The following is a 17,969-nucleotide window of genomic DNA, read 5'->3' as shown; positions in this document are numbered from 1 at the left end:
GGCTAGCTCACCGGGACGGCCAGGCCGATGGTGGCGACGAAGCGGGCCGGGTCCAGCAGCGCCGTGCGCCCGATCCCGGCCGCGGCCAGGTCGATCGGCCGGAGCCGCACCTGGATGCCGGCCGTCGCCAGCAGCCGGTCCAGCAGGTGCCACCCGGCGAACCCGGTGGCCCGCTCGGCCAGCTCCGCGTCCACCGGCACCCCGCTGTCGAGGTACCCCCGCCAGAACTCGGCGACCAGCGGCCGTACAGCGGCGATCTCCGCCGCCCCCCGCTCCATGATCAGCTCGTGGGAGAGCGTCGTGCCCGGCCCGAAGACCTGCTCCACGTCCGAGTTGACCTTCCGGATCGCGTGGTGCAGCCACTCCCCCGCGAAGGCCCCGACGTCCCGCGCCGGGTCGGCCATCCGGAACTCCTCCCAGTCGAGGACGTAGAAGCCGGTGTCGTCCTGGAGGAACTGGTCGAGCCGCAGGTCGCCGTGGATCGGCCGGTGCGTCACCTCCCGCTCGCGTTCCCGCAGCGCCTCCAGCGCCTCGACCAGCGCCGCGTCGTTCTGCAGCAACGCCCAGTAACGCAGCTCGGCCACGCGGGAGGCGGAGAACAACGACAGCGGGATCGCCTTGAACGCCCACAGCGGCGGCAGCGGGTGCGCGCTGGTGTCGGCGGCGGCCGGCAGTTGGTGCAGCGCCCCGATGCCGCGCCCCGCCCGGTAGGCGTGCTCGACGGTGAACTCGCCGTCGGCGGCCAGCACGTTCCCGGCCTTGGCCTCGCGCAGCCAGTGGAACACCAGCAGCCGGCTGTCCTCGTCGGCGGCCAGCAGCGGCGGGCAGCGCAGCTCCGTGTCCGGCTGAGCCGCGAGCAGAGCCTGGAGGTCGAGCACCCGCCGGAACCGGGTGAGCGACTCCGCGCTCTCCCCGTCGAGCCGCTTGACGAAGACCGGCACGTCGAGCGAGGTCTGGCCGGCCCAGTTGTTGTTGCGGCCGGCGAAGGCGCTGACCCCGTCGTCCTCCAGCCGGCCCAGGCCCAGCCGCTCCAGCAGCGCGTTCACTTCCGATGCGGCGGCCAGCGAGGTGGCCTCGATTCTCTCTTTTCGCAGCATATTCGCAGATGATGAAGGCGTTTCACGCCCCCATCAATAGGCGTGTCCGCAAGCTGCCAGACGCTTGCGGAGGCGATTCTGCGCAGGCAATCATTGAGTTATCCGCAAGGACGCGAAAACAAAAACAAGAAACAAATACTCATAGGAGAAAACATCATGGCCGAGAAGGACCTGGTCGACGGTTACAAGGCTTACACCGACTCCGAGGAGATCGCGTTCGACGAGAACGCCCAGGAGGAGGCCCCCACCAGCCCGTGGTGTGTCCTCAGCATCGTGGTCACCGCTTCGGCCGGCTGCTGAAACCCGCCCCCTCGCAGGACAGAACGGCCCGCACCCTCCGGGGTGCGGGCCCTTCCGCGTGCCGGCGTGCCGGCGCACGAGAAATCGGCCCCGCCTGCGCAGGCAGTCGGGGCCGGAAGCATATGGTGAACACGCTCGGGGCGTGGGTCGAAAGAGAATCCGGGGAGGAGCCGGCCGGGCTGAGGAGCGCCCGGCCGGCGGCTCGAATGAGCGGCGTCGTCAGCAGCCGGCGGAGGCGGTGACCACGATGCTCACGACGCACCACGGGGTGCTGGGGGACTCCTCGTTGGCGTTCTCGTCGAAGGCGATCTCCTCGGAGTCGGTGTAGGCGTTGTAACCGTCGACCAGGTCCTTCTCAGCCATGATATTTCTCCTCGGAACTCTTTGTTTTTTGTTTCGGCGCCCTTGCGGACAACTCAATAATCACCCGCCGGTTCCGGCCCGCGCCAGCGCCGTGGCACCGTGCTGCCATTTCGCAGCAGCGTGGTGCCACCCCGCCTCCGACCAATAGGAATTCCCCTTACTTTGGCTGGCATGGGCATAGTCGAAGAAATGACGATCGCCGCCGGCCTGGCGGCCGTGGCAGAGGCGGTCCACCTCGAGCCCGACCGGCTCCGCGCCCGCGTGGGCGACGAGACGATCGAGGCGGACGGCGCGCGCGCGTTGTGGTCCGCGCTGAGCGGGGCGCTCTACGAGCGGTTCCACATCGGGCAGGCCAACGACCCCACCATCCGGCCCGGCACCCGTGACCTGCCGCTGGAGTCCGCGCTCACCGAGGCCGTCCCGCACCGGCTGAGCAAGGTGCTGGCGCCGGTCTACGAGCAGGGCGAGTCCTCCTGGGTCGTCGACCTGCTCGGCGTCCGGGTGCGGCTGCCCGCCGACCGCGTGCTCTCGCTGACCGAGCAGGCGCCCGGGGAGCGCTCGCTCGCCTTCGCGCCCACCGGCCCGGGGCAGATCGGCCGCGCGCTCATCCAGGCCGACGCCATCCGGCCCACCCTCTCGCCGGGCTTCTTCCTGGTGGACGGCTCGGCCGGCACCGTGCTCGGCGACGGGCCCATCCTGCGCCTCTACGTCCACCTCGCCGCCCCCGCGCACGCCGCGCCGGCGTTGCGGACCGCGCTCTCCCTGCTGGAGGAGCGCGAGCTGCCCTACCGGGCCAAGGCGTTCTCCCGCTCGTCCGGCTATCCCCGCCGCGACGCCCTGGTCATCTACCTCGAAGAGCCCGCCTGGCCGGCGCTGGCCTCGCTGGTCGCCGCGCTGTCCACGGCTGAGGGCCTGGTGGACGACGTGTCGGCCTTCGCGCACCGGGTCGGGCCCGGGCTCGCCATCGCCTGGGATCCGGTGGACACCCGGGTCGGCATGCGGCTGCTGAGCTTCGGCGAGCACCGCGCCCGGCTGGTCGCCGAGGCGTTGCTGGCCGCCGCCTCGGGCGAGGGCACGCCGGCCGAGGCGCTGCACTCCTCGCTCACCCGGGGCGGGGTCGATCCGGCCCTGCCGTACCGGAACCTGTCCTCGCCGGCGCTGGAGCTCTGACCCCATGACCCGTGCCTCGATCATCCTGCCGATCCAGCCCGGCTCGGCCGCCGCCGCCCGGCGCTACGCGGGTCTCGTCAAGCGCGGGGTGGCGCGGCGGCTGTGGCTGGGGCAGTCCCTGCGGGCCGACACCGGCCAGCTCCTCGCCGGGTGCGGGGTCCCGGTCGGCACGTCGGTGACGTTGATGCCGCTCAAGCATCCGCTGCAGGCCGCGGTGGACGCGCGCTCGCTGGCCGCGCTGACCGGGCACCCGGTGGTCGCCGGGTTCGGCGCCTCCTCGCCCGAGTTCGTGGCCGCGCTCACCGGCCGGCCGTACGACAGCCCGGTGCGGGAGGCCCGCGCCTACCTGACGACCGTGCGCGAGCTGATCGACGGCGGCGAGCTGCGCGGCTTCCGGCTGCCGCCGCTGGAGCACCCGGCGGTCGAGGTCGGCGCGGGCGTGCTGCGCCCGGCCATGGCGCGGGCCGCCGCCGACTGCGCGGACGTGGCCATCACCTGGCTGACCCCGCCCGCCTACCTGCGGGAGGTCATCGTGCCGATCCTGCGCGCGGGCGCCCGGCGTCCCCGCCTGGTCACCGTGGTGCACGCCGCCCTCGACCGTCCCGGGCGCGACCCGGCCCGGCTGGCCGGCCTCGCCGCCGGCCACCACCTGAACGCCCCGCACTACGCCGACATGCTCGCCCGAGCCGGCGTCGCGGCCGCACCGGACGCGCTGGTCGCCTCCGGCGTCTTCCAGAGCGGTACGGCAGGCGGCATCGCGGCCCGGCTGGGCGAGTACGTCGAGGCGGGCGTCGACGAGCTCGTCGTGAACACCGCAGGCGTCTGCCTGGCCGACGGACCCACCGCGGCCCTGGCGGAGGCGGAAGAGATCCTGGAGGCACTCCGTGACCACACCTAACCTGATTTATCCACCTTTCTCGGGCAACCGGCTGCTCATCGTGATCACCGGCGCCCTCTCCGCGGCCTTCATCCCCGGCTGGCTGAGCTGGCTCCGCGCCGGCTACCCCGGCCTGGTCGTCCGCCCGGTCGCCACCCGCAGCGCGCAACGCTTCGTCACCCTCGACGCGCTCAGCACGCTCTGCGGCCAGCCCGCGGTGTCGGACGAGTGGCCGGCCCACGTCGGCGTCGAGGCGCCGCACGTGGAGATGAGCAACTGGCCGGACGCCATCCTGGTCTACCCGGCGAGCCTCAACTTCCTGGCCCGCCTGGCGCTCGGCCTGGGCGACACCCCGGCGATGCTCGCCCTGCAGTGCACACCGGCCTACATCGGCCTGGCGCCCTCGCTGCCGCCGCACGGCCTGGACAGCCCGGCCTACCTGGACCACCGGGCCGTCCTGGAACGGCGGCCCAACATCGTCATCGCTCCGCCCCGGCCGGGGCTGAGCATCTCCACCGGCCGGCACGACGCCTCCGTGGCGGCTCCCCTGTCGCTCCTGCTCACCCTGATCGAGGAGCGCCGCGCCCAGCAGGAGCTGACGGCATGACACAGTTCGCCACGCGGCTGGTCCGCACCACCGTCGAGCCGGAGGGCGACGCCTTCCGGTGGCGGCGCGAGCCCGGTCCCGCCTACGTCCCCCCACCCGCGCCGCTGCCCGACCCGCTGCATCGCACGCTCGCCAGCCTGCACCCCGCGCTCCGCCTGCCGGTCCGGCCCACCGCCGAGCCGGGCCTGAGCCTGACCTACCTGGCCCACGGCCCGCTGCCGGCCGCGAGCTGGCTGGCCTTTCCCGACCAGCAACCCTTGGTACGGCAGGCGCTGCACGCCGCCGGCGCCGCCTTGGCCGCCTTGCACCGCCTTCCCGCCCCGCCGGAGGTGACCCGCCCCCATCCCGGCGTGTCCCGGCTCGCCACCTGGCTGGCCACCGGCGAGTCCGCCCCCGCATTGCACCGGGCGGCGGCCGGCCGGCTGGGACCTGCCAGGCTCGACCGGCTCCTGGACAGGTGCGCCACCCTGCTGGGACCGCCCGGCGGTGACCTGCTGCACGGCGCGGCGAGCCTGGCCTTGATCGTCCCCGGCCCCGAACCGGCCCTGCTGTCCGGCGAGTTCCTGGCGAGGGGCAGCGGCTCGCTCGACGTCGCCTGGTTGCTGGCCGAGCTGTCGGAACTGGAACTGGCCGTCGCGCACGGCCTGGCCCCGGCCCTGAGTGCCGACTACGAGGCGCTGCGGCGCGCCGTACAGGACGGCTACGGACACCCGGTCGCCGTCGAAGGGCTGGTCCCGCTGCGGGTGCTGACCCATGCGCACGACTACGCCGCCTATGTCGGCTGGGATCCACAACTGACGAAGTACCTGGACATCGTGGCTGACGTGATGGAAGGACGACCATGAGCACCGCCCCCCGCCTCGACCTGACCGAAGACCTGCACGGCGTCCAGGTGGCCGACCCGTACCGCTGGCTGGAGGATCCGGACGCCCCGGAGACCCGCGAGTGGCTGGACCGCCAGGAGGAGCTGTTCGCGGCGCACGCGGAGGCCACGGCCGGCGTCCACGCCCGCTTCGCCGCCCGCCTGGCCGAGCTGGAGCGCACCGGCTACGTCGGCCCGCCGGCCTGGCGGGGCGGACGGCGTTTCGTCATCCGCCGCGCCCCCGAGGCCGACCGCCTCGCGCTGCACGTCGTCGACCCCGACGGCACCGACCGCGTCCTGCTCGCGCCCGCCCGGAACGAGACGATCGACCTCTGGCAGCCCTCCGACGACGGCACGCTGCTCGCCTACGAGCTGTCCACCGGCGGCACCGAGCAGTCCCTGCTGTACGTCCTCGACGTGGCCACCGGGACGGTCCTCGACGGCCCGATCGACGGCACCCGCTACTCGCCGATCGCCTGGCTGCCCGAGGGCAAGTCCTTCTACTACGTCCGGCGGATCGGAGACGGGCCGCGCCGGGTCTACCTGCACCACGTGGGCGCCGACGCGGACTCCGACGCCCTGGTGTTCGGCGAGGGCCGCGATGCCGCCACGCACTACCGGCTGGACGTCCGGCACGGCTGGCTCACCATCTCCGCGGCCCTCGGGACCTCACCGGCCAACGACCTGTGGCTGGCCGACCTCCGGCAGGCGCCGGCCGAGTCCCCGGCGCTGCGCCCGGTCCAGGTCGGCGTGGACGCGCACACCGCGCTGCGGGTGGGACCCGACGGCCGCGCCTACGTGCTGACCGACCTCGACGCGCCGCGCGGGCGGATCGCGGTCACCGACCCGGCCCGGCCGGGCACCGAGCACTGGCGTGACCTCGTCCCGGAGGACCCCGAGGCCGTGCTGGCCGACTTCGTGCTGCTCGACGGGGAACTGGTGGTCAACAGGACCCGGCAGTGCCTGGCGGAGCTGACCCGGCACGATCCCGCCACGGGCGAGCTGGTGGGCCTGGTGCCCACTCCGGGTCAGGGCACGGTCGCCGGGCTGGCCGTGCGGCCGGAGGGCGGCCGGGAGGTGTGGTTCGCCTACACCGACTACACCACCCCGGTGTCGGTCTTCCGGTTCGACGCCGAGACCGGGCGGACCACGCTGTGGGAGGCCCCGCCCGGCCACGCCGACCTGCCCGCGGTCGGCGGCACGACCGAGGAGTACACCTCGCGGGACGGCACCCGGGTGCAGCTCACCGTGCTCGGGGCGCCGGGGCCGCGGCCGTTCATCCTGTTCGGCTACGGCGGCTTCGGCCTGTCGATGGTCCCGGCCTACAACCCGGTCGCGCTGGCCTGGATCGAGGCCGGCGGCGGCTACGCCATCGCCCGGATCCGCGGCGGCGGCGAGCGCGGCGAGCAGTGGCGCCGGGCGGGGATGCTGGCGGGGAAGCAGAACGTCTTCGACGACTTCCTGGCCGCCGCCGAGCACCTGATCGCCACCGGCCGCACCACGGCCGACCGCCTGGCCATCACCGGCGGGTCCAACGGCGGCCTGCTGGTGGGCGCGGCGCTCACCCAGCGGCCCGACCTGTTCGCCGCCGCGGTCAGCTCCTCGGCCCTGCTCGACATGGTCCGCTACGAGCGGTCGGGCCTGGGCCCGGCCTGGACCTCCGAGTACGGCACGGCCGCCGACCCCGAGCACTTCCGGCACCTGCTGGCCTACTCGCCCTACCACCGGGTCGAGGCCGGCGTGCGCTACCCGGCCACGCTGCTCACGGTGGCCGAGGCCGACACCCGGGTCGATCCGGCGCACGCCCGCAAGATGGGCGCGGCGCTGCAGTGGGCCTCACCGAACGAGGTGCTGCTCCGGGTCGAGCGGGCGGCCGGGCACGGCACCCGCGCCGTGACGACAAACGTCCAGCTCAACGCCGATATTCTGACATTCTGCAGCAAGCACACAAAGCTCTTGTAATGTGGCAATAGGTGTACATGTTGCCACATGACATCTCCTTCCTTCTTGGCGGCTTTGTTCCGGCCTAATGTCTGGACCATCACCAGCCACCAAGAAGCAAAGGAAGAAGCCATGAACGCTCGCCGCGCCCTCACCGCCCTCGCCCTGGCCGCCGCTTCCGTCTTCACCTTCGCCACGGTGCACGCGGCGGTGAGCGAGCCCGCGACCTCGAAGATCACGGTCGTCGCCGGCTGCAACGCCCCCCTGGGCGTGCAGTGCCCGGACGACGACGAGTGGACCTGATCGAGATGGCGCTATTCGACCCAGCCGCGTTTCGCCGCGGTTACTCCTGCGGCGAAACGCGTTTCCACGGAAAGCATTTCCATGATGGTCGCGATATGGCGCCTGACCGTGCGAAGACTCATTCCCGTGCGATTCGCGATGGATTCGTCTTTCATTCCCAGTGCCATCATCTTGAGCACCTGCCGGTGGATCTCGCTCGGCATGCCCTCGCCGGCCTGCCGAGCGCTCCCGTCCCCGACCGGAGTGGCACGGTGCCAGAGCAGCTCGAAATACTGACGTAGCGCCTTCACCACGACCGGCGCTCTGACCAGCAGCACCCCGGTGACCCCGGTGGGGCTGAGCGGAAGCAGAGCGGCGTCCTCGTCGATGAGCTTCAGCTTCATCGGCAGGTGCCGGTGGATGCGCACCTCGTCACCGACCGACATGGCCGTCTGGATGGTGACGTACCCCACCTCGTTGTCGAAGTACTCGGTCGAGTAGATCGAGCGCCGCCGCACCTTGCGCTCCAGCACGCTGGGCGGCCTGGGCGCGAAGTTGCCCTTGCGCGGGGCCACGACGAAGCGCCAGGTGTGCAGGCCCATGTAGTCGGACTGCGCCATGTTGATCAGCGAGACCGACAGCGACTGGATCTCCTGCCGGTCGGTCACCAGCCTGATGGCGTCCTCGGGGTCCTGTTCCGCGGTCCTCCTGGCGAAGATGCGCTGGATGTCGCCGATCCGCTGATGGGCGTCGAGCAACCGGTTGCTCGACTCGGTCAGCCGTGACTGCAGCTCGTGCAGCACGTCGTGGAAGGCCAGGGTGGGGTCGGTCGCCCTGATCACCTTGACCGTGCGGCTGTCCCGGGAGACCGGGTGCGCCAGCCCGCGCCTGAGCAGCTCGGCCAGGCATTCCGCGCCGACGAGCCGGGCCGCGTCCTCCTCCGAACAGTCCCCCCGCTCCAGCAGCAGGGCATACCCCTGCGACGCCGCCTCCGGCAGCAGGCCGTCCATGAGCTCCAAAACCCGGTCGATGGACAGTTCCCCGCTCTCGCCACCACCGGAGCGCGCCACGACTATCCCCTCCAAAGAATGGACTCGCCAGCACACCGTACAGGCGGGCAGGAGGGGCTTTCAATGCCAAATGGCAGCTTATCTCTCACTCAAGGAAGACCACCGGCCTATTCTCCAGACAACGCCAGACGAATAACCAGGGAGAATGTCATGGAAACAGCTCTCGCGATTATCGGGTCAGGCTTTCTCCGGAACTTCATTTTGGAGCAGTTGAGCCTCACCCGGCCCGGCACGGTGGTCAGGGTGCTCAGCCGCACCCCGCCAGAACCCGTGCCCGGCCTGCGCGTCGAACACGTCGCCGGCGGGACGGGCGACCCGGCCGCGCTCTACCGCGCGGTCACCGGGGCGCGCGACCTCATCCACCTCGGCTCGGAGGAAGGGCACGCCGTGCCGTACTCCGCCAACGTCAGCGGCACCGCGGCGGTGACCTCCGCGGCCATCAGCCAGGGCTGCCGGCACGTGCTCTTCTACTCCTCCCCCGACGTCTACGGCGACGGCCCCGGACGGGCCTTCGACGAGGACGAGGCGCTCGCCCCGCAGAGCCGCTTCGCCCGCGCCAAGGTCATCGGCGAGCGGCTCACCGAGCAGTTCGGGCGGCTCCCGGGCCGCGCCTCGACCGTCGTGCGGCCCTTCGGGCTGTACGGCCCGGGCCAGCCGGCCGAGTCCACCCTGGGCCGGGTCGTGCGGGCCGCGTTCGGGGGGCACCCCATCCCCCTGCCGGGCGGCGGGCAGCAACTGCGCAACTTCACCTACGTCGCGGACGTGGCCAGGGGGATCGTCGCCGCGGTCGGCCGCGCCAACCTGGACGAGCGCCCGTACGCCGTCTACAACCTCGCCTCGTTCGAGACGATCAGCCTGCGCGACGCCGCGCGGCTGGCGATCCGGCTGGCAGGAACTTCCGCCACCATCACCACGAACGGCCGTCGCGGGCACGGCCGGCCGCTGGCCGTACAGATCCCGTCGGTCAGCCGCGCCCGCGCCGAGCTGGGCTTCCACGCCACCACCCTGCTCGCCGAGGGCCTGACCAGGTGCTTGCTGCACGAGCAGGAGACCGCCGCGCAACGCCGGATGGTCAATGCCTGACACCTGGCATCTTCTCCCTACTCCCGGCAAGCAGCATTCCCTACCGTCCTGACCAGGAGGTGAAACGATGACCCTCTCCACAGCGGAGCTCACATCCAGGCTCGCCGGCCTGCGACCCACCCACGCGAGCGACGGCGCGGCGCTCGCCGCCGAACTGACCGCCGCCGAGCTGACCGAGCACGGCCTGACCGCCGAGCTCCGCGAGCGAGACGGCGCCCGGCAGGTGCTGGCCACCTGCGACCTCGGGCCCGGTGGGCGCCACGTGGTGCTCAACGGCCACCTCGACATCGACCAGCCGATCATGGACGACTCGGGCGGGGAGCTGCGCTCGGGCCGGATCCACGGCACGGGCACGAGCGACATGCTCGGCGGCGTGGCCACGATCGTCACCGCGGTGGCGGAGCTGGCCCGGCGCAGCGACCTGCACGGCCGGCTCACCGTCCAGCTCGTGGCCGACGGGCACCGCGACGGCGCGGGCACGAACGCGCTCGCCGCGCTCCTGGACGACGCCGAGCTGGCGATCCTGACCGAGCCGACCGACCGGCACGTCTGCACGACCGCCTACGGCTTCTCCCGCCACCGGCTCACGAGCTGGGGCGCGCCGGGGCCGATGGCCTACGCCGCCGACGTCCACAACGCGGCGACGCACGCGGCGGCCGCCGTGCTCGCCCTGAACGACGCCAACGAGGAGCTGCGCCAGCTCTACCCCACCCGGCAGGGCATCAGGTACGTCCTGCCCGGCCGGGTGGCCGCCGGCCTCGACCCGTCCACGCCCGCCCTGTCCGGCGAGGTGGACTTCACCCTGGCCCTGCCGCCGCTGCTGCCGGCGGAGGTGGCCAGGAAGGTGATCGACGACCGGCTGCACGACCGGTTCCACCCGGCCGGGCTGCCGCTGCCGAGCTGGAGCGAGCGCGAACTGCTGTCCCCGGCCACGAGCCTGGGCCACACGACCTTCGCCGACCTGCTGCGCACGGTCAACCCCGGCCTGAGCTGGTGCCAGTACCCCTGCCCCAGCGACGCCCACGTCTTCCAGGAACTCGGCGTGCCCATGGTGCTCTACGGGCCCGGCGACACGACCAGGACCCGGCGGCCCGGCGAGCACGTCGAGGTGGCCGAACTGGAGGAGTGCGGCCGGACGCTGACCAGCGCCCTGGTCCTGCTGCTCGCCAAGGGGGCGGAGTCATGACCGAGGAGGTGGAGGTCGTCCAGGTCTACGCGCTGCTGGCCGCCGGCCCTGCGCTGACCTTCATGGAGTTGGTGCAGCGGCTGGACGGCGAACCGTCCGCGGTCCGTCGCTGCCTGATGTTGCTGGAAGAGCTCGCCCTGTTGCGCCGCGCCGACGGGGAAGCCCTCACCGTGGTCCGTCCGGAAACGGGCATGACACTCCTGCTCTCCCGCGCCCAAGCACGGGGGGCAGCCGCTGCCAGGCTCGGCGTAACGGCGCCGGCCGCGCAGCCCATCTCCGCCCGCGAATGGCAGGTCCTGCAGCTTCTCGCACAAGGATGCACCGATGAGGCGGCGGCCCGGAGTCTCGGCGTCTCATTGCGCACCGTCCGGCGGGTAACCGCGGAACTGATGGAGAAGCTCGGGGCCAAAAGCAGATTCCAGGCCGGATTGAAAGCAGCACTCATATTCGCCGACCGGAACAGTGCACGCCCGGTCCCCTCGCGTCGTGGCCATTCTCGTCCTCTTCTCCGGCGCCACCCGGCGGGCGCCACAGGCTGAACTTCAACGCTAGGAAACCGGCCCGACAAGGGTCAACGAAATTGCACCAACCTGCCCTTATCTGCCAGAGAGGGAATGTCATCATGCGCGAACTCATCCGCGCCTGCCTGCCGAACGGGCTGCGTCTCGTTCTGGCGCCCGACCCGGCCGCCACCACGGTCGGGGTCAGCGTCCACTACGGCGTGGGCTTCCGCACCGAGCCGCCCGGCCGGGCCGGGTTCGCGCACCTCTTCGAGCACCTGATGTTCGAGGGGAGCCTGCACGTCCCGCCCGGCGCCCACGGCCGGGTGATCCAGGCCTCCGGCGGCAGCTTCAACGGCACGACCGGCCCGGACGCCACCAACTTCTACGCGAGCGTGCCCGGCGGGGCCCTGGAACGGGTGCTGTTCCTGGAGGCCGACCGGATGCGCGCGCCGCTCCTGGACGAGGCGGCGCTGACCAAGCAACGCGAGGTGGTCAGGGACGAGATCCGGCGCAACGTGCTGAGCCGTCCCTACGCGCGCTTCCCCGGAACCCTGCTGGCGCGGACGCTCTACACCTCCTTCGCCTGCACGCACGACGGCTACGGCGAGCTCGGCGACCTGGAGGCGGCCGGAGTGGCCGACTGCCGGGAGTTCTTCGAGCGCCACTACCACCCGGCCAACGCGGTGCTGGCGATCTGCGGCGACTTCGAGCCCGACGTGGAGCTGATCGAGCGCCACTTCGGCGACATCGCCGGCCGCGAGCCGCTGCCCGGCCGGATCGAGGAACAGCCGCGCGGCGGCGAGCTCCGGCAGGTCGACCAGCACGCGACCGCGCCGGCCCTGGCCGTCGGCTATCCCCTGCCCGACCCGGCCGCCGACCTCGACGGCTACCTCGCCCACGTGCTGCTGTCGGCCCTGCTGACCGACGGGCTCAGCAGCCGGCTGCGGCGCTCGCTGACCGAGGCCGGGCTCGGCGAGGTCACCGTGCGCTCCGGTTGCGGTCCCGCCGGGGGCATCCTGCGCGCCCGGCACCCCGACACCTTCTCCGTCGCCGCCTACCACCAGGGCTCCGCCGAGCGCGTGCTCGCGCTGATCGAGGACGAGCTGAGCGTGCCGGACCTGTCGGCGAGCGAGCTGGAGGGCGCCGCCGTCCGAGCCGGCGCCGCGTGGAGCCGCGCCCACGCCCGGCCGGTCGAACGGGCCCGCGCACTGAGCCGGTTGGAGCTGCTGTTCGACGCCCCGCACCTGCTCGGCGAGCTGCCGGAGCGGCTGCACCGGATCACCGCCGAGCAGGTCACGCAGGCCGGGCGACGGCTGGGCGACCAGCCGCGCGCGCTGGTGCTGGTGACCCCGTCCGAGACCCGGCCGGGTGCGGGCGACGGCGGCCGGCGTGCGCCGCTGGCTCCCGTGCCCGCCGAACCCGAGACCGTCCACCAGCGCACGGCCGCCGCCTCCGGCGCCGAGCCGGCCGGCCTGCCCCCGCTCGGCGGGCACCGCCCGGCGCGGGTGCCCGAGTCGGCCTCGGCCACGTTGCCGAACGGGCTGCGCGTGCTCGCCGTCCGCTGCCCCGGCCTTCCCCTGGCCGCGGTACGGCTCTGCGTCCCGATCGCCTCCGGCGAGGCGGCCGACGCCTCGATCCTGGGCGCGATGGTGTTGCGCGAGAGCCGCTGCCCGCGGGCGGCCGAGCTGGAGCGCGCCGGCTGGACCGTGCTGCCGCTGGCCGACACCCGCCGGCTCGTGCTGAGCGGGGACGGCCCGGCGAGGACGTTGCGGCAGGCGCTGGAGGTCGTCGCCTCCGCGCTGGTCCAGGACGACGGCTACGCCGCCGACGACATCGCGGCCATCCGGGGCCTGGTGACGCGGCAACTGGCCGCGCTCGCCGCCCATCCGGCCACGACCGCGCGCGGGGCCGTACGCCGCCTGGTCGGTCTCGCGCCGGAGGTGTCGGGGCCGGTCGACCAGGTGAGCGCGGAGAGCCTGGCGGGCCTGCACCGCAGCCGGCTGCGGCCGGGCGGCGCCACGCTCGTCGTCGCCGGCGAGCTCGACCCGCAGGACACCCTCGCGCTGGCCGCCGACGCGCTGGCCGGCTGGCGGGGCAGCGCGGAACCGGTCGCCGCGGCGGCTCCGCCGTACCGGAAGAAGGCCTGGCGGGGACTGCACCGCGACGGCGCCGCCCAGGTGCAGCTCCTGTTCGGCACGGTCGCCGAGCCCACGCCCGCGGTGGAGCTGGCGAGCGCGGTCTTCGGCGGCCACTCCTCCTCGCGGCTGGCCACGACCATGCGGGACCGGCTGCGGCTGACCTACTCGGCGCGCACCGCGCTGGAGCCGAGCGGCCTCGTGCTGAGCTCGTTCGACGTCCGGCGCGAGGCCGCGCGGACGGCGATCGAGGAGTTCGCGCGCCTCCTGGAAGGCGTGACCACCGAGCCGTTCACCGCGCAGGAGATCGAGCGCGCCCGCGCCTACCTGGTCGGCCGGTGGCTGGAGTCGGTCGGCGACGCCGCCGGCCTGGCCACCGCGCTGCTGGAGCGCACCCCGGAAGAGCTGGTGCGGCACGGCGACGCGCTGGCCACCGTCACGCACGAGGAGGTACGGGCCGCCGCGGCCCGGCTTTTCGACCCCGGCTTCATCACCGGCGTTGCCGTCGGCGATCTCTCAATGATCAAATCCTACGAGATGGTCAGGTGATCATGGCTCTTCACACCCTTTCGAGACGAGACAGAACCGTGAATGCGACCCCCCAGTCCCCCATCGTCGTCCGGGACCTGCACCAGCGCTACGGCGACTTCGAGGCCGTGCGCGGCATCTCCTTCGAGGTACAGCAGGGCGAGCTGTTCGCGCTGCTGGGCACGAACGGCGCCGGCAAGACCACCACGATCGAGGTGCTGGAGGGCTTCCGCCCGCCCACCTCGGGCACGCTGCGCGTCCTGGGCCACGACCCGCATGCCGACCGGGCGAAGGTCCGGCCGCACGTCGGCCTGATGTTGCAGGAAGGCGGCTTCTTCAGCGATCTGTCGGTGTCGGAGACGGTCCGGTTCTGGCGGGACGTCTCCCCCGCCAAGCCGTTGACGGTCTCCGAGGTGCTCGGCCGGGTCGACCTGGAGGACAAGGCGGGCGTGCAGGTCCGGCAGCTCTCCGGCGGCCAGAAGCGCCGCCTGGACCTGGCGCTGGCCACGCTCTCCCAGCCCAAGGTGCTCTTCCTGGACGAGCCGACCACGGGCATGGACCCCGAGGCCCGCCGCAACACCTGGACGATCATCCAGGACCTGGTCGCGGCCGGCACCACCGTCCTGCTCACCACCCACTACCTGGAGGAGGCCGAGCGGCTGGCCGCCCGGCTGGCGATCATGAACGCCGGGCGGATCGAGGTGGCCGGCACCATCGCCGAGGTCGTCGCCCAGCGCGGCAACCGCATCACCTTCCAGGCCCCCGACCACCTGCCCGGCACCGGGCTCCCCCTGCTGGGCGGCGTGCCCGCCAAGGTGGAGCGCGGCGCCGCCGAGTACCGGCTGGGCGCGGACCCGGCCCTGACCCAGAACTCCCTGGCCTCGCTGCTGGCGTGGGCCGCGGAGCACCGAATCGTCCTCGACCGCCTGGAGGTGCGGAGCGCCTCGCTGGAGGAGGTCTTCCTGGAGGTGGCCAATGCTGCTTGAACACACCCTGCGTCTGGCCAGGCTGGACCTGGCGATGCTGACCAGGAACCGGATGGCCTTCTTCACCACGATCGCCTTCCCGTTCCTGCTGGGCTGCGTGGCCCTGGTGCTCAAGGACGGATACGTGGCGGGCGTGCCCGCCGGGCTCTACATCCTGACCGGGATGCTGGCGCTCATCGGCTTCTTCGTCACCTTCATGCACCTGACCACGCTCTTCACCGTCCGGCGCGAGGAGCTGGTGCTCAAGCGCATGCGCGGCAGCGTGCTGTCGGAGGCGGCCATCTTCGGCGGCAGCGGCCTGGCCTGCACCCTGATCTACGTCTTCCAGGTCGCCGCGATCATCACGCTCGGCCTGGTCGCGCTCGGCGGCCACCTGCCGCGTAACCCGCTGCTGCTCTTCCTCGGCGTCGTGCTCGGCTCGATCATGTTCGTGCCGATGGCGGCGGCGATGTCGGGCTTCACCAAGACCGGCGAGTCGGCCCAGATCACCGTGCTGCCCGCGATGCTGATCCTGGCGACCACCTCGCAGGCCAGCTTCCCGCTCGCGGGCATGCCGGAGATGGTCCAGCGGGTGGCGGCGGCCCTGCCGCTCTCGCCGGTGGTGGACGTCATCCGGATCGGCTACTTCGGTCAGGACTTCACCGCGGGGGCGCCGCATCCCGCGGTCGACTTCGTCCAGGGATGGGTGGCGGCCGGGCCGCGGCTGCTGCTCATCGTCGCCTGGATCGTGGTCGGGGTGCTCATCGCGCGCAAGCACTTCCGCTGGGAGCCGCGGAGCGCGTGAGTGCCGGACTCGGCGGCGGGAACCTCGCGGTTCCCGCCGCTGTTTCGTTTCTCCGGCCCGGCAGACCGGCCAATTCGTGATAAATGTGGACTCGTGACCCAGCCCTACGACTCCCAGCCGGGCTACGGTGCCTACCAGCCCTACGGGGCGCCGTACGGCCAGCATCCGCCGCCCGCCTACGCCTACGGCGCTCCCCCGCCCCAGGTGCACCGCGAGATCGAGCGGGCCCGCACCAACGCGATCGTCGCCCTCGTGGTCAACCTCATCGGCGTCGTCTCCTGCTTCAACGTCTTCGGCATCGCCGGCGCCATCGTGGCCGGCAAGGCGCTCGGCCGCGTCACCACCGAGCCCGCCCGCGCCCGCGTGCTCACCCGCTGGGCGTGGAGCGTGTTCGCCGCCGGGTTCGTGCTGATGGCGGCCTTCATCGCGGTGATGATCGTCCTGGACAGTCGCGGGATTTAGGGACTGTTCAGGGCTCCGTGCGTGTTGGATATGCGGTAGCCGTACCGGCGCGACCGCCTCTGCTCGCGCACACGAAAGGGAGCCTGTGAACGACGGCCCGCTCATCGTCCAGTCCGACAAGACCCTGCTGCTCGAGGTCGACCACGACAAGGCCGACGAGTGCCGCCGCGCCATCGCGCCCTTCGCCGAACTCGAGCGCGCCCCCGAGCACGTCCACACCTACCGCGTCACCCCGCTCGCGCTGTGGAACGCCCGCGCCGCCGGGCACGACGCCGAGCAGGTCGTCGACGCGCTGATCGCGCACAGCCGCTACCCCGTGCCGCACGCCCTGCTCGTCGACATCGCCGAGACCATGGCGAGGTACGGCAGGCTCCGCCTCGACAAGCACCCGGTGCACGGGCTGGTGCTCACCACCAGCGACCGCGCGGTGCTCGAAGAGGTGCTGCGCTCGAAGAAGATCCAGCCGATGCTCGGCGAGCGCATCGACGGCGACTCGGTCGCGGTGCACCCGAGCGAGCGCGGCAACATCAAGCAGGCCCTGCTCAAGCTCGGCTGGCCGGCCGAGGACATGGCCGGCTACGTCGACGGCGAGGCCCATCCGATCGAGCTGCGCGAGGAGGGCTGGACGCTGCGCCCCTACCAGAAGGAGGCGGCCGACGCCTTCTGGCACGGCGGCTCGGGCGTGGTCGTGCTGCCCTGCGGCTCCGGCAAGACCATCGTCGGCGCGGCGGCGCTCGCGCACGCCAAGGCGACCACGCTGATCCTGGTCACCAACACCGTCAGCGTGCACCAGTGGAAGCAGGAGCTGCTCAAGCGCACCTCGCTGACCGAGAACGAGATCGGCGAGTACTCCGGCTCCAAGAAGGAGATCCGCCCGGTCACCATCGCGACCTACCAGGTCATGACCGCCAAGCGGAAGGGCGTCTACTCCCACCTGGAGCTCTTCGACGCCCGCGACTGGGGCCTGGTGGTCTACGACGAGGTGCACCTGCTGCCCGCGCCGATCTTCCGGATGACCGCCGACCTGCAGGCCCGCCGGCGCATCGGCCTCACCGCCACGCTGGTGCGCGAGGACGGCCGCGAGGGCGACGTGTTCTCGCTGATCGGCCCCAAGCGCTACGACGCGCCCTGGAAGGAGATGGAGAACCAGGGCTGGATCGCCCCGGCCGACTGCGTCGAGGTGCGGGTCACCCTGCGCGACGACGAGCGGCTTACCTACGCGATGTGCGAGTCCGACGAGCGCTACCGCTTCGCGGCGACCGCGCCGGCCAAGACCCGGGTGACCGAGGCGCTGGTCCGCAAGCACCTGGGCGAGCAGGTGCTGGTCATCGGGCAGTACATCGACCAGCTCGACGAGCTCGGCGAGCATCTCAACGCGCCGGTGATCAAGGGCGAGACGCGGATCAAGGAGCGGGAGGAGCTCTTCCAGGCCTTCCGCGACAAGGAGATCCAGGTGCTGGTCGTCTCCAAGGTGGCCAACTTCTCCATCGACCTGCCCGAGGCGGCGGTCGCGATCCAGGTGTCGGGCACCTTCGGGTCCCGCCAGGAGGAGGCCCAGCGGCTCGGCCGGGTGCTGCGGCCCAAGGCCGACGGGGGCGGCGCGCGGTTCTACACCGTGGTCAGCCGGGACACCGTCGACCAGGAGTTCGCCGCGCACCGGCAGCGCTTCCTGGCCGAGCAGGGGTACGCCTACCAGATCGTCGACGCCGACGACGTGTGACCCGCGTCTTGCA

18 protein-coding genes are annotated in these 17,969 nt (G+C 72.4%); 15 read left to right on the top strand and 3 right to left on the bottom strand.

The genetic code is table 11. The features are described from left to right. Positions 1-2: 2 nt before the first annotated feature. Positions 3-1,097: a class V lanthionine synthetase subunit LxmK gene (lxmK, locus tag ACIBG7_RS32225; RefSeq protein ID WP_397338624.1), complete on the bottom strand. Its 1,095-nt coding sequence runs from the start codon at positions 1,095-1,097 to the stop codon at positions 3-5. Between the two features lie 156 nt (positions 1,098-1,253). Here lxmK and ACIBG7_RS32220 point away from each other — a divergent pair, with 156 nt between their 5' ends. After that, positions 1,254-1,397, top strand: coding sequence for an LxmA leader domain family RiPP (locus ACIBG7_RS32220; protein WP_357922351.1), 144 nt, complete (start codon positions 1,254-1,256; stop codon positions 1,395-1,397). A gap of 219 nt (positions 1,398-1,616) precedes the next feature. Here the strand turns inward: ACIBG7_RS32220 and ACIBG7_RS32215 are convergent, their stop codons facing one another. Beyond that, entirely contained in the window at positions 1,617-1,760 is a 144-nt protein-coding gene (locus ACIBG7_RS32215; protein WP_357922348.1) for an LxmA leader domain family RiPP, read from the bottom strand. 189 nt (positions 1,761-1,949) lie between these two features. Between ACIBG7_RS32215 and ACIBG7_RS32210 the strand changes: the two genes are divergently transcribed. The 6 genes from ACIBG7_RS32210 (at position 1,950) to ACIBG7_RS32185 (ending at position 7,520) form a co-directional block, all read left to right on the top strand. Continuing rightward, positions 1,950-2,930: a T3SS effector HopA1 family protein gene (locus ACIBG7_RS32210; RefSeq protein WP_357922345.1), complete on the top strand. Its 981-nt coding sequence runs from the start codon at positions 1,950-1,952 to the stop codon at positions 2,928-2,930. Positions 2,931-2,934: 4 nt separating this feature from the next. Next, entirely contained in the window at positions 2,935-3,828 is an 894-nt protein-coding gene (locus ACIBG7_RS32205) for an LLM class flavin-dependent oxidoreductase (RefSeq protein ID WP_397338623.1), read from the top strand. Further along, positions 3,815-4,414: a flavoprotein gene (locus ACIBG7_RS32200; RefSeq protein ID WP_357922340.1), complete on the top strand. Its 600-nt coding sequence runs from the start codon at positions 3,815-3,817 to the stop codon at positions 4,412-4,414. Before ACIBG7_RS32205 ends, ACIBG7_RS32200 begins: the two co-directional genes overlap by 14 nt. Further along, on the top strand, positions 4,411-5,259 hold the full coding sequence (locus ACIBG7_RS32195; protein ID WP_397338622.1) for a hypothetical protein: 849 nt from the start codon (positions 4,411-4,413) through the stop codon (positions 5,257-5,259). The genes ACIBG7_RS32200 and ACIBG7_RS32195 overlap by 4 nt, the downstream gene beginning before the upstream one ends. After that, positions 5,256-7,238, top strand: coding sequence for a prolyl oligopeptidase family protein (locus ACIBG7_RS32190; RefSeq protein ID WP_397338621.1), 1,983 nt, complete (start codon positions 5,256-5,258; stop codon positions 7,236-7,238). Before ACIBG7_RS32195 ends, ACIBG7_RS32190 begins: the two co-directional genes overlap by 4 nt. Positions 7,239-7,349: 111 nt before the next feature. Further along, complete coding sequence (locus tag ACIBG7_RS32185) at positions 7,350-7,520, top strand: hypothetical protein (RefSeq protein ID WP_357922332.1); 171 nt, start codon at positions 7,350-7,352, stop codon at positions 7,518-7,520. A gap of 11 nt (positions 7,521-7,531) precedes the next feature. On the opposite strand, the gene ACIBG7_RS32180 is transcribed toward ACIBG7_RS32185, so the two are convergent. Further along, the gene (locus ACIBG7_RS32180) at positions 7,532-8,569 is read right to left on the bottom strand and encodes a LuxR C-terminal-related transcriptional regulator (protein WP_357922329.1); all 1,038 of its coding nucleotides are present in this window, start codon (positions 8,567-8,569) and stop codon (positions 7,532-7,534) included. A gap of 18 nt (positions 8,570-8,587) precedes the next feature. Here ACIBG7_RS32180 and ACIBG7_RS32175 point away from each other — a divergent pair, with 18 nt between their 5' ends. From ACIBG7_RS32175 to ACIBG7_RS32140, 8 genes are all read left to right on the top strand, one after another. Further along, positions 8,588-9,652: an NAD-dependent epimerase/dehydratase family protein gene (locus ACIBG7_RS32175; RefSeq protein ID WP_397338620.1), complete on the top strand. Its 1,065-nt coding sequence runs from the start codon at positions 8,588-8,590 to the stop codon at positions 9,650-9,652. 67 nt (positions 9,653-9,719) lie between these two features. After that, entirely contained in the window at positions 9,720-10,838 is a 1,119-nt protein-coding gene (locus ACIBG7_RS32170) for a M20/M25/M40 family metallo-hydrolase (protein WP_357922323.1), read from the top strand. After that, positions 10,835-11,377, top strand: coding sequence for a helix-turn-helix transcriptional regulator (locus ACIBG7_RS32165; RefSeq protein ID WP_357922321.1), 543 nt, complete (start codon positions 10,835-10,837; stop codon positions 11,375-11,377). The genes ACIBG7_RS32170 and ACIBG7_RS32165 overlap by 4 nt, the downstream gene beginning before the upstream one ends. An 83-nt stretch (positions 11,378-11,460) precedes the next feature. Then, positions 11,461-14,025, top strand: a complete 2,565-nt coding sequence (locus ACIBG7_RS32160; RefSeq protein WP_397338619.1) for a M16 family metallopeptidase — start codon at positions 11,461-11,463, stop codon at positions 14,023-14,025. Positions 14,026-14,027: 2 nt separating this feature from the next. Beyond that, on the top strand, positions 14,028-14,990 hold the full coding sequence (locus ACIBG7_RS32155) for an ABC transporter ATP-binding protein (protein ID WP_397338618.1): 963 nt from the start codon (positions 14,028-14,030) through the stop codon (positions 14,988-14,990). Continuing rightward, the gene (locus ACIBG7_RS32150) at positions 14,980-15,774 is read left to right on the top strand and encodes an ABC transporter permease (protein ID WP_357922313.1); all 795 of its coding nucleotides are present in this window, start codon (positions 14,980-14,982) and stop codon (positions 15,772-15,774) included. Before ACIBG7_RS32155 ends, ACIBG7_RS32150 begins: the two co-directional genes overlap by 11 nt. Before the next feature lie 93 nt (positions 15,775-15,867). Beyond that, the gene (locus tag ACIBG7_RS32145; protein WP_357922311.1) at positions 15,868-16,236 is read left to right on the top strand and encodes a hypothetical protein; all 369 of its coding nucleotides are present in this window, start codon (positions 15,868-15,870) and stop codon (positions 16,234-16,236) included. An 85-nt stretch (positions 16,237-16,321) separates the two neighbouring features. Beyond that, positions 16,322-17,956, top strand: a complete 1,635-nt coding sequence (locus tag ACIBG7_RS32140) for a DNA repair helicase XPB (protein ID WP_357922308.1) — start codon at positions 16,322-16,324, stop codon at positions 17,954-17,956. The last annotated feature ends 13 nt before the right edge of the window (positions 17,957-17,969 follow it).

The organism is Nonomuraea sp. NPDC050328, from assembly GCF_044459405.1.
GTDB lineage: Bacteria > Actinomycetota > Actinomycetes > Streptosporangiales > Streptosporangiaceae > Nonomuraea.
The sequence above is the reverse complement of the archived record's forward strand: the minus strand, read 5'-3'. Positions and strand labels throughout refer to the sequence as shown.

Bases quoted from the DNA above. Each gene is read 5' to 3' on its own strand.
- ACIBG7_RS32150 (WP_357922313.1), top strand. From the start codon at position 14,980: ATGCTGCTTGAACACACCCTGCGTCTGGCCAGGCTGGACCTGGCGATG.
- ACIBG7_RS32220 (WP_357922351.1), top strand. From the start codon at position 1,254: ATGGCCGAGAAGGACCTGGTCGACGGTTACAAGGCTTACACCGACTCC.
- ACIBG7_RS32165 (WP_357922321.1), top strand. From the start codon at position 10,835: ATGACCGAGGAGGTGGAGGTCGTCCAGGTCTACGCGCTGCTGGCCGCC.
- lxmK (WP_397338624.1), bottom strand. From the start codon at position 1,097: ATGCTGCGAAAAGAGAGAATCGAGGCCACCTCGCTGGCCGCCGCATCG.
- ACIBG7_RS32175 (WP_397338620.1), top strand. From the start codon at position 8,588: ATGGACTCGCCAGCACACCGTACAGGCGGGCAGGAGGGGCTTTCAATG.
- ACIBG7_RS32195 (WP_397338622.1), top strand. From the start codon at position 4,411: ATGACACAGTTCGCCACGCGGCTGGTCCGCACCACCGTCGAGCCGGAG.
- ACIBG7_RS32155 (WP_397338618.1), top strand. From the start codon at position 14,028: ATGGCTCTTCACACCCTTTCGAGACGAGACAGAACCGTGAATGCGACC.
- ACIBG7_RS32190 (WP_397338621.1), top strand. From the start codon at position 5,256: ATGAGCACCGCCCCCCGCCTCGACCTGACCGAAGACCTGCACGGCGTC.
- ACIBG7_RS32205 (WP_397338623.1), top strand. From the start codon at position 2,935: ATGACCCGTGCCTCGATCATCCTGCCGATCCAGCCCGGCTCGGCCGCC.
- ACIBG7_RS32210 (WP_357922345.1), top strand. From the start codon at position 1,950: ATGACGATCGCCGCCGGCCTGGCGGCCGTGGCAGAGGCGGTCCACCTC.
- ACIBG7_RS32185 (WP_357922332.1), top strand. From the start codon at position 7,350: ATGAACGCTCGCCGCGCCCTCACCGCCCTCGCCCTGGCCGCCGCTTCC.
- ACIBG7_RS32160 (WP_397338619.1), top strand. From the start codon at position 11,461: ATGCGCGAACTCATCCGCGCCTGCCTGCCGAACGGGCTGCGTCTCGTT.
- ACIBG7_RS32170 (WP_357922323.1), top strand. From the start codon at position 9,720: ATGACCCTCTCCACAGCGGAGCTCACATCCAGGCTCGCCGGCCTGCGA.
- ACIBG7_RS32215 (WP_357922348.1), bottom strand. From the start codon at position 1,760: ATGGCTGAGAAGGACCTGGTCGACGGTTACAACGCCTACACCGACTCC.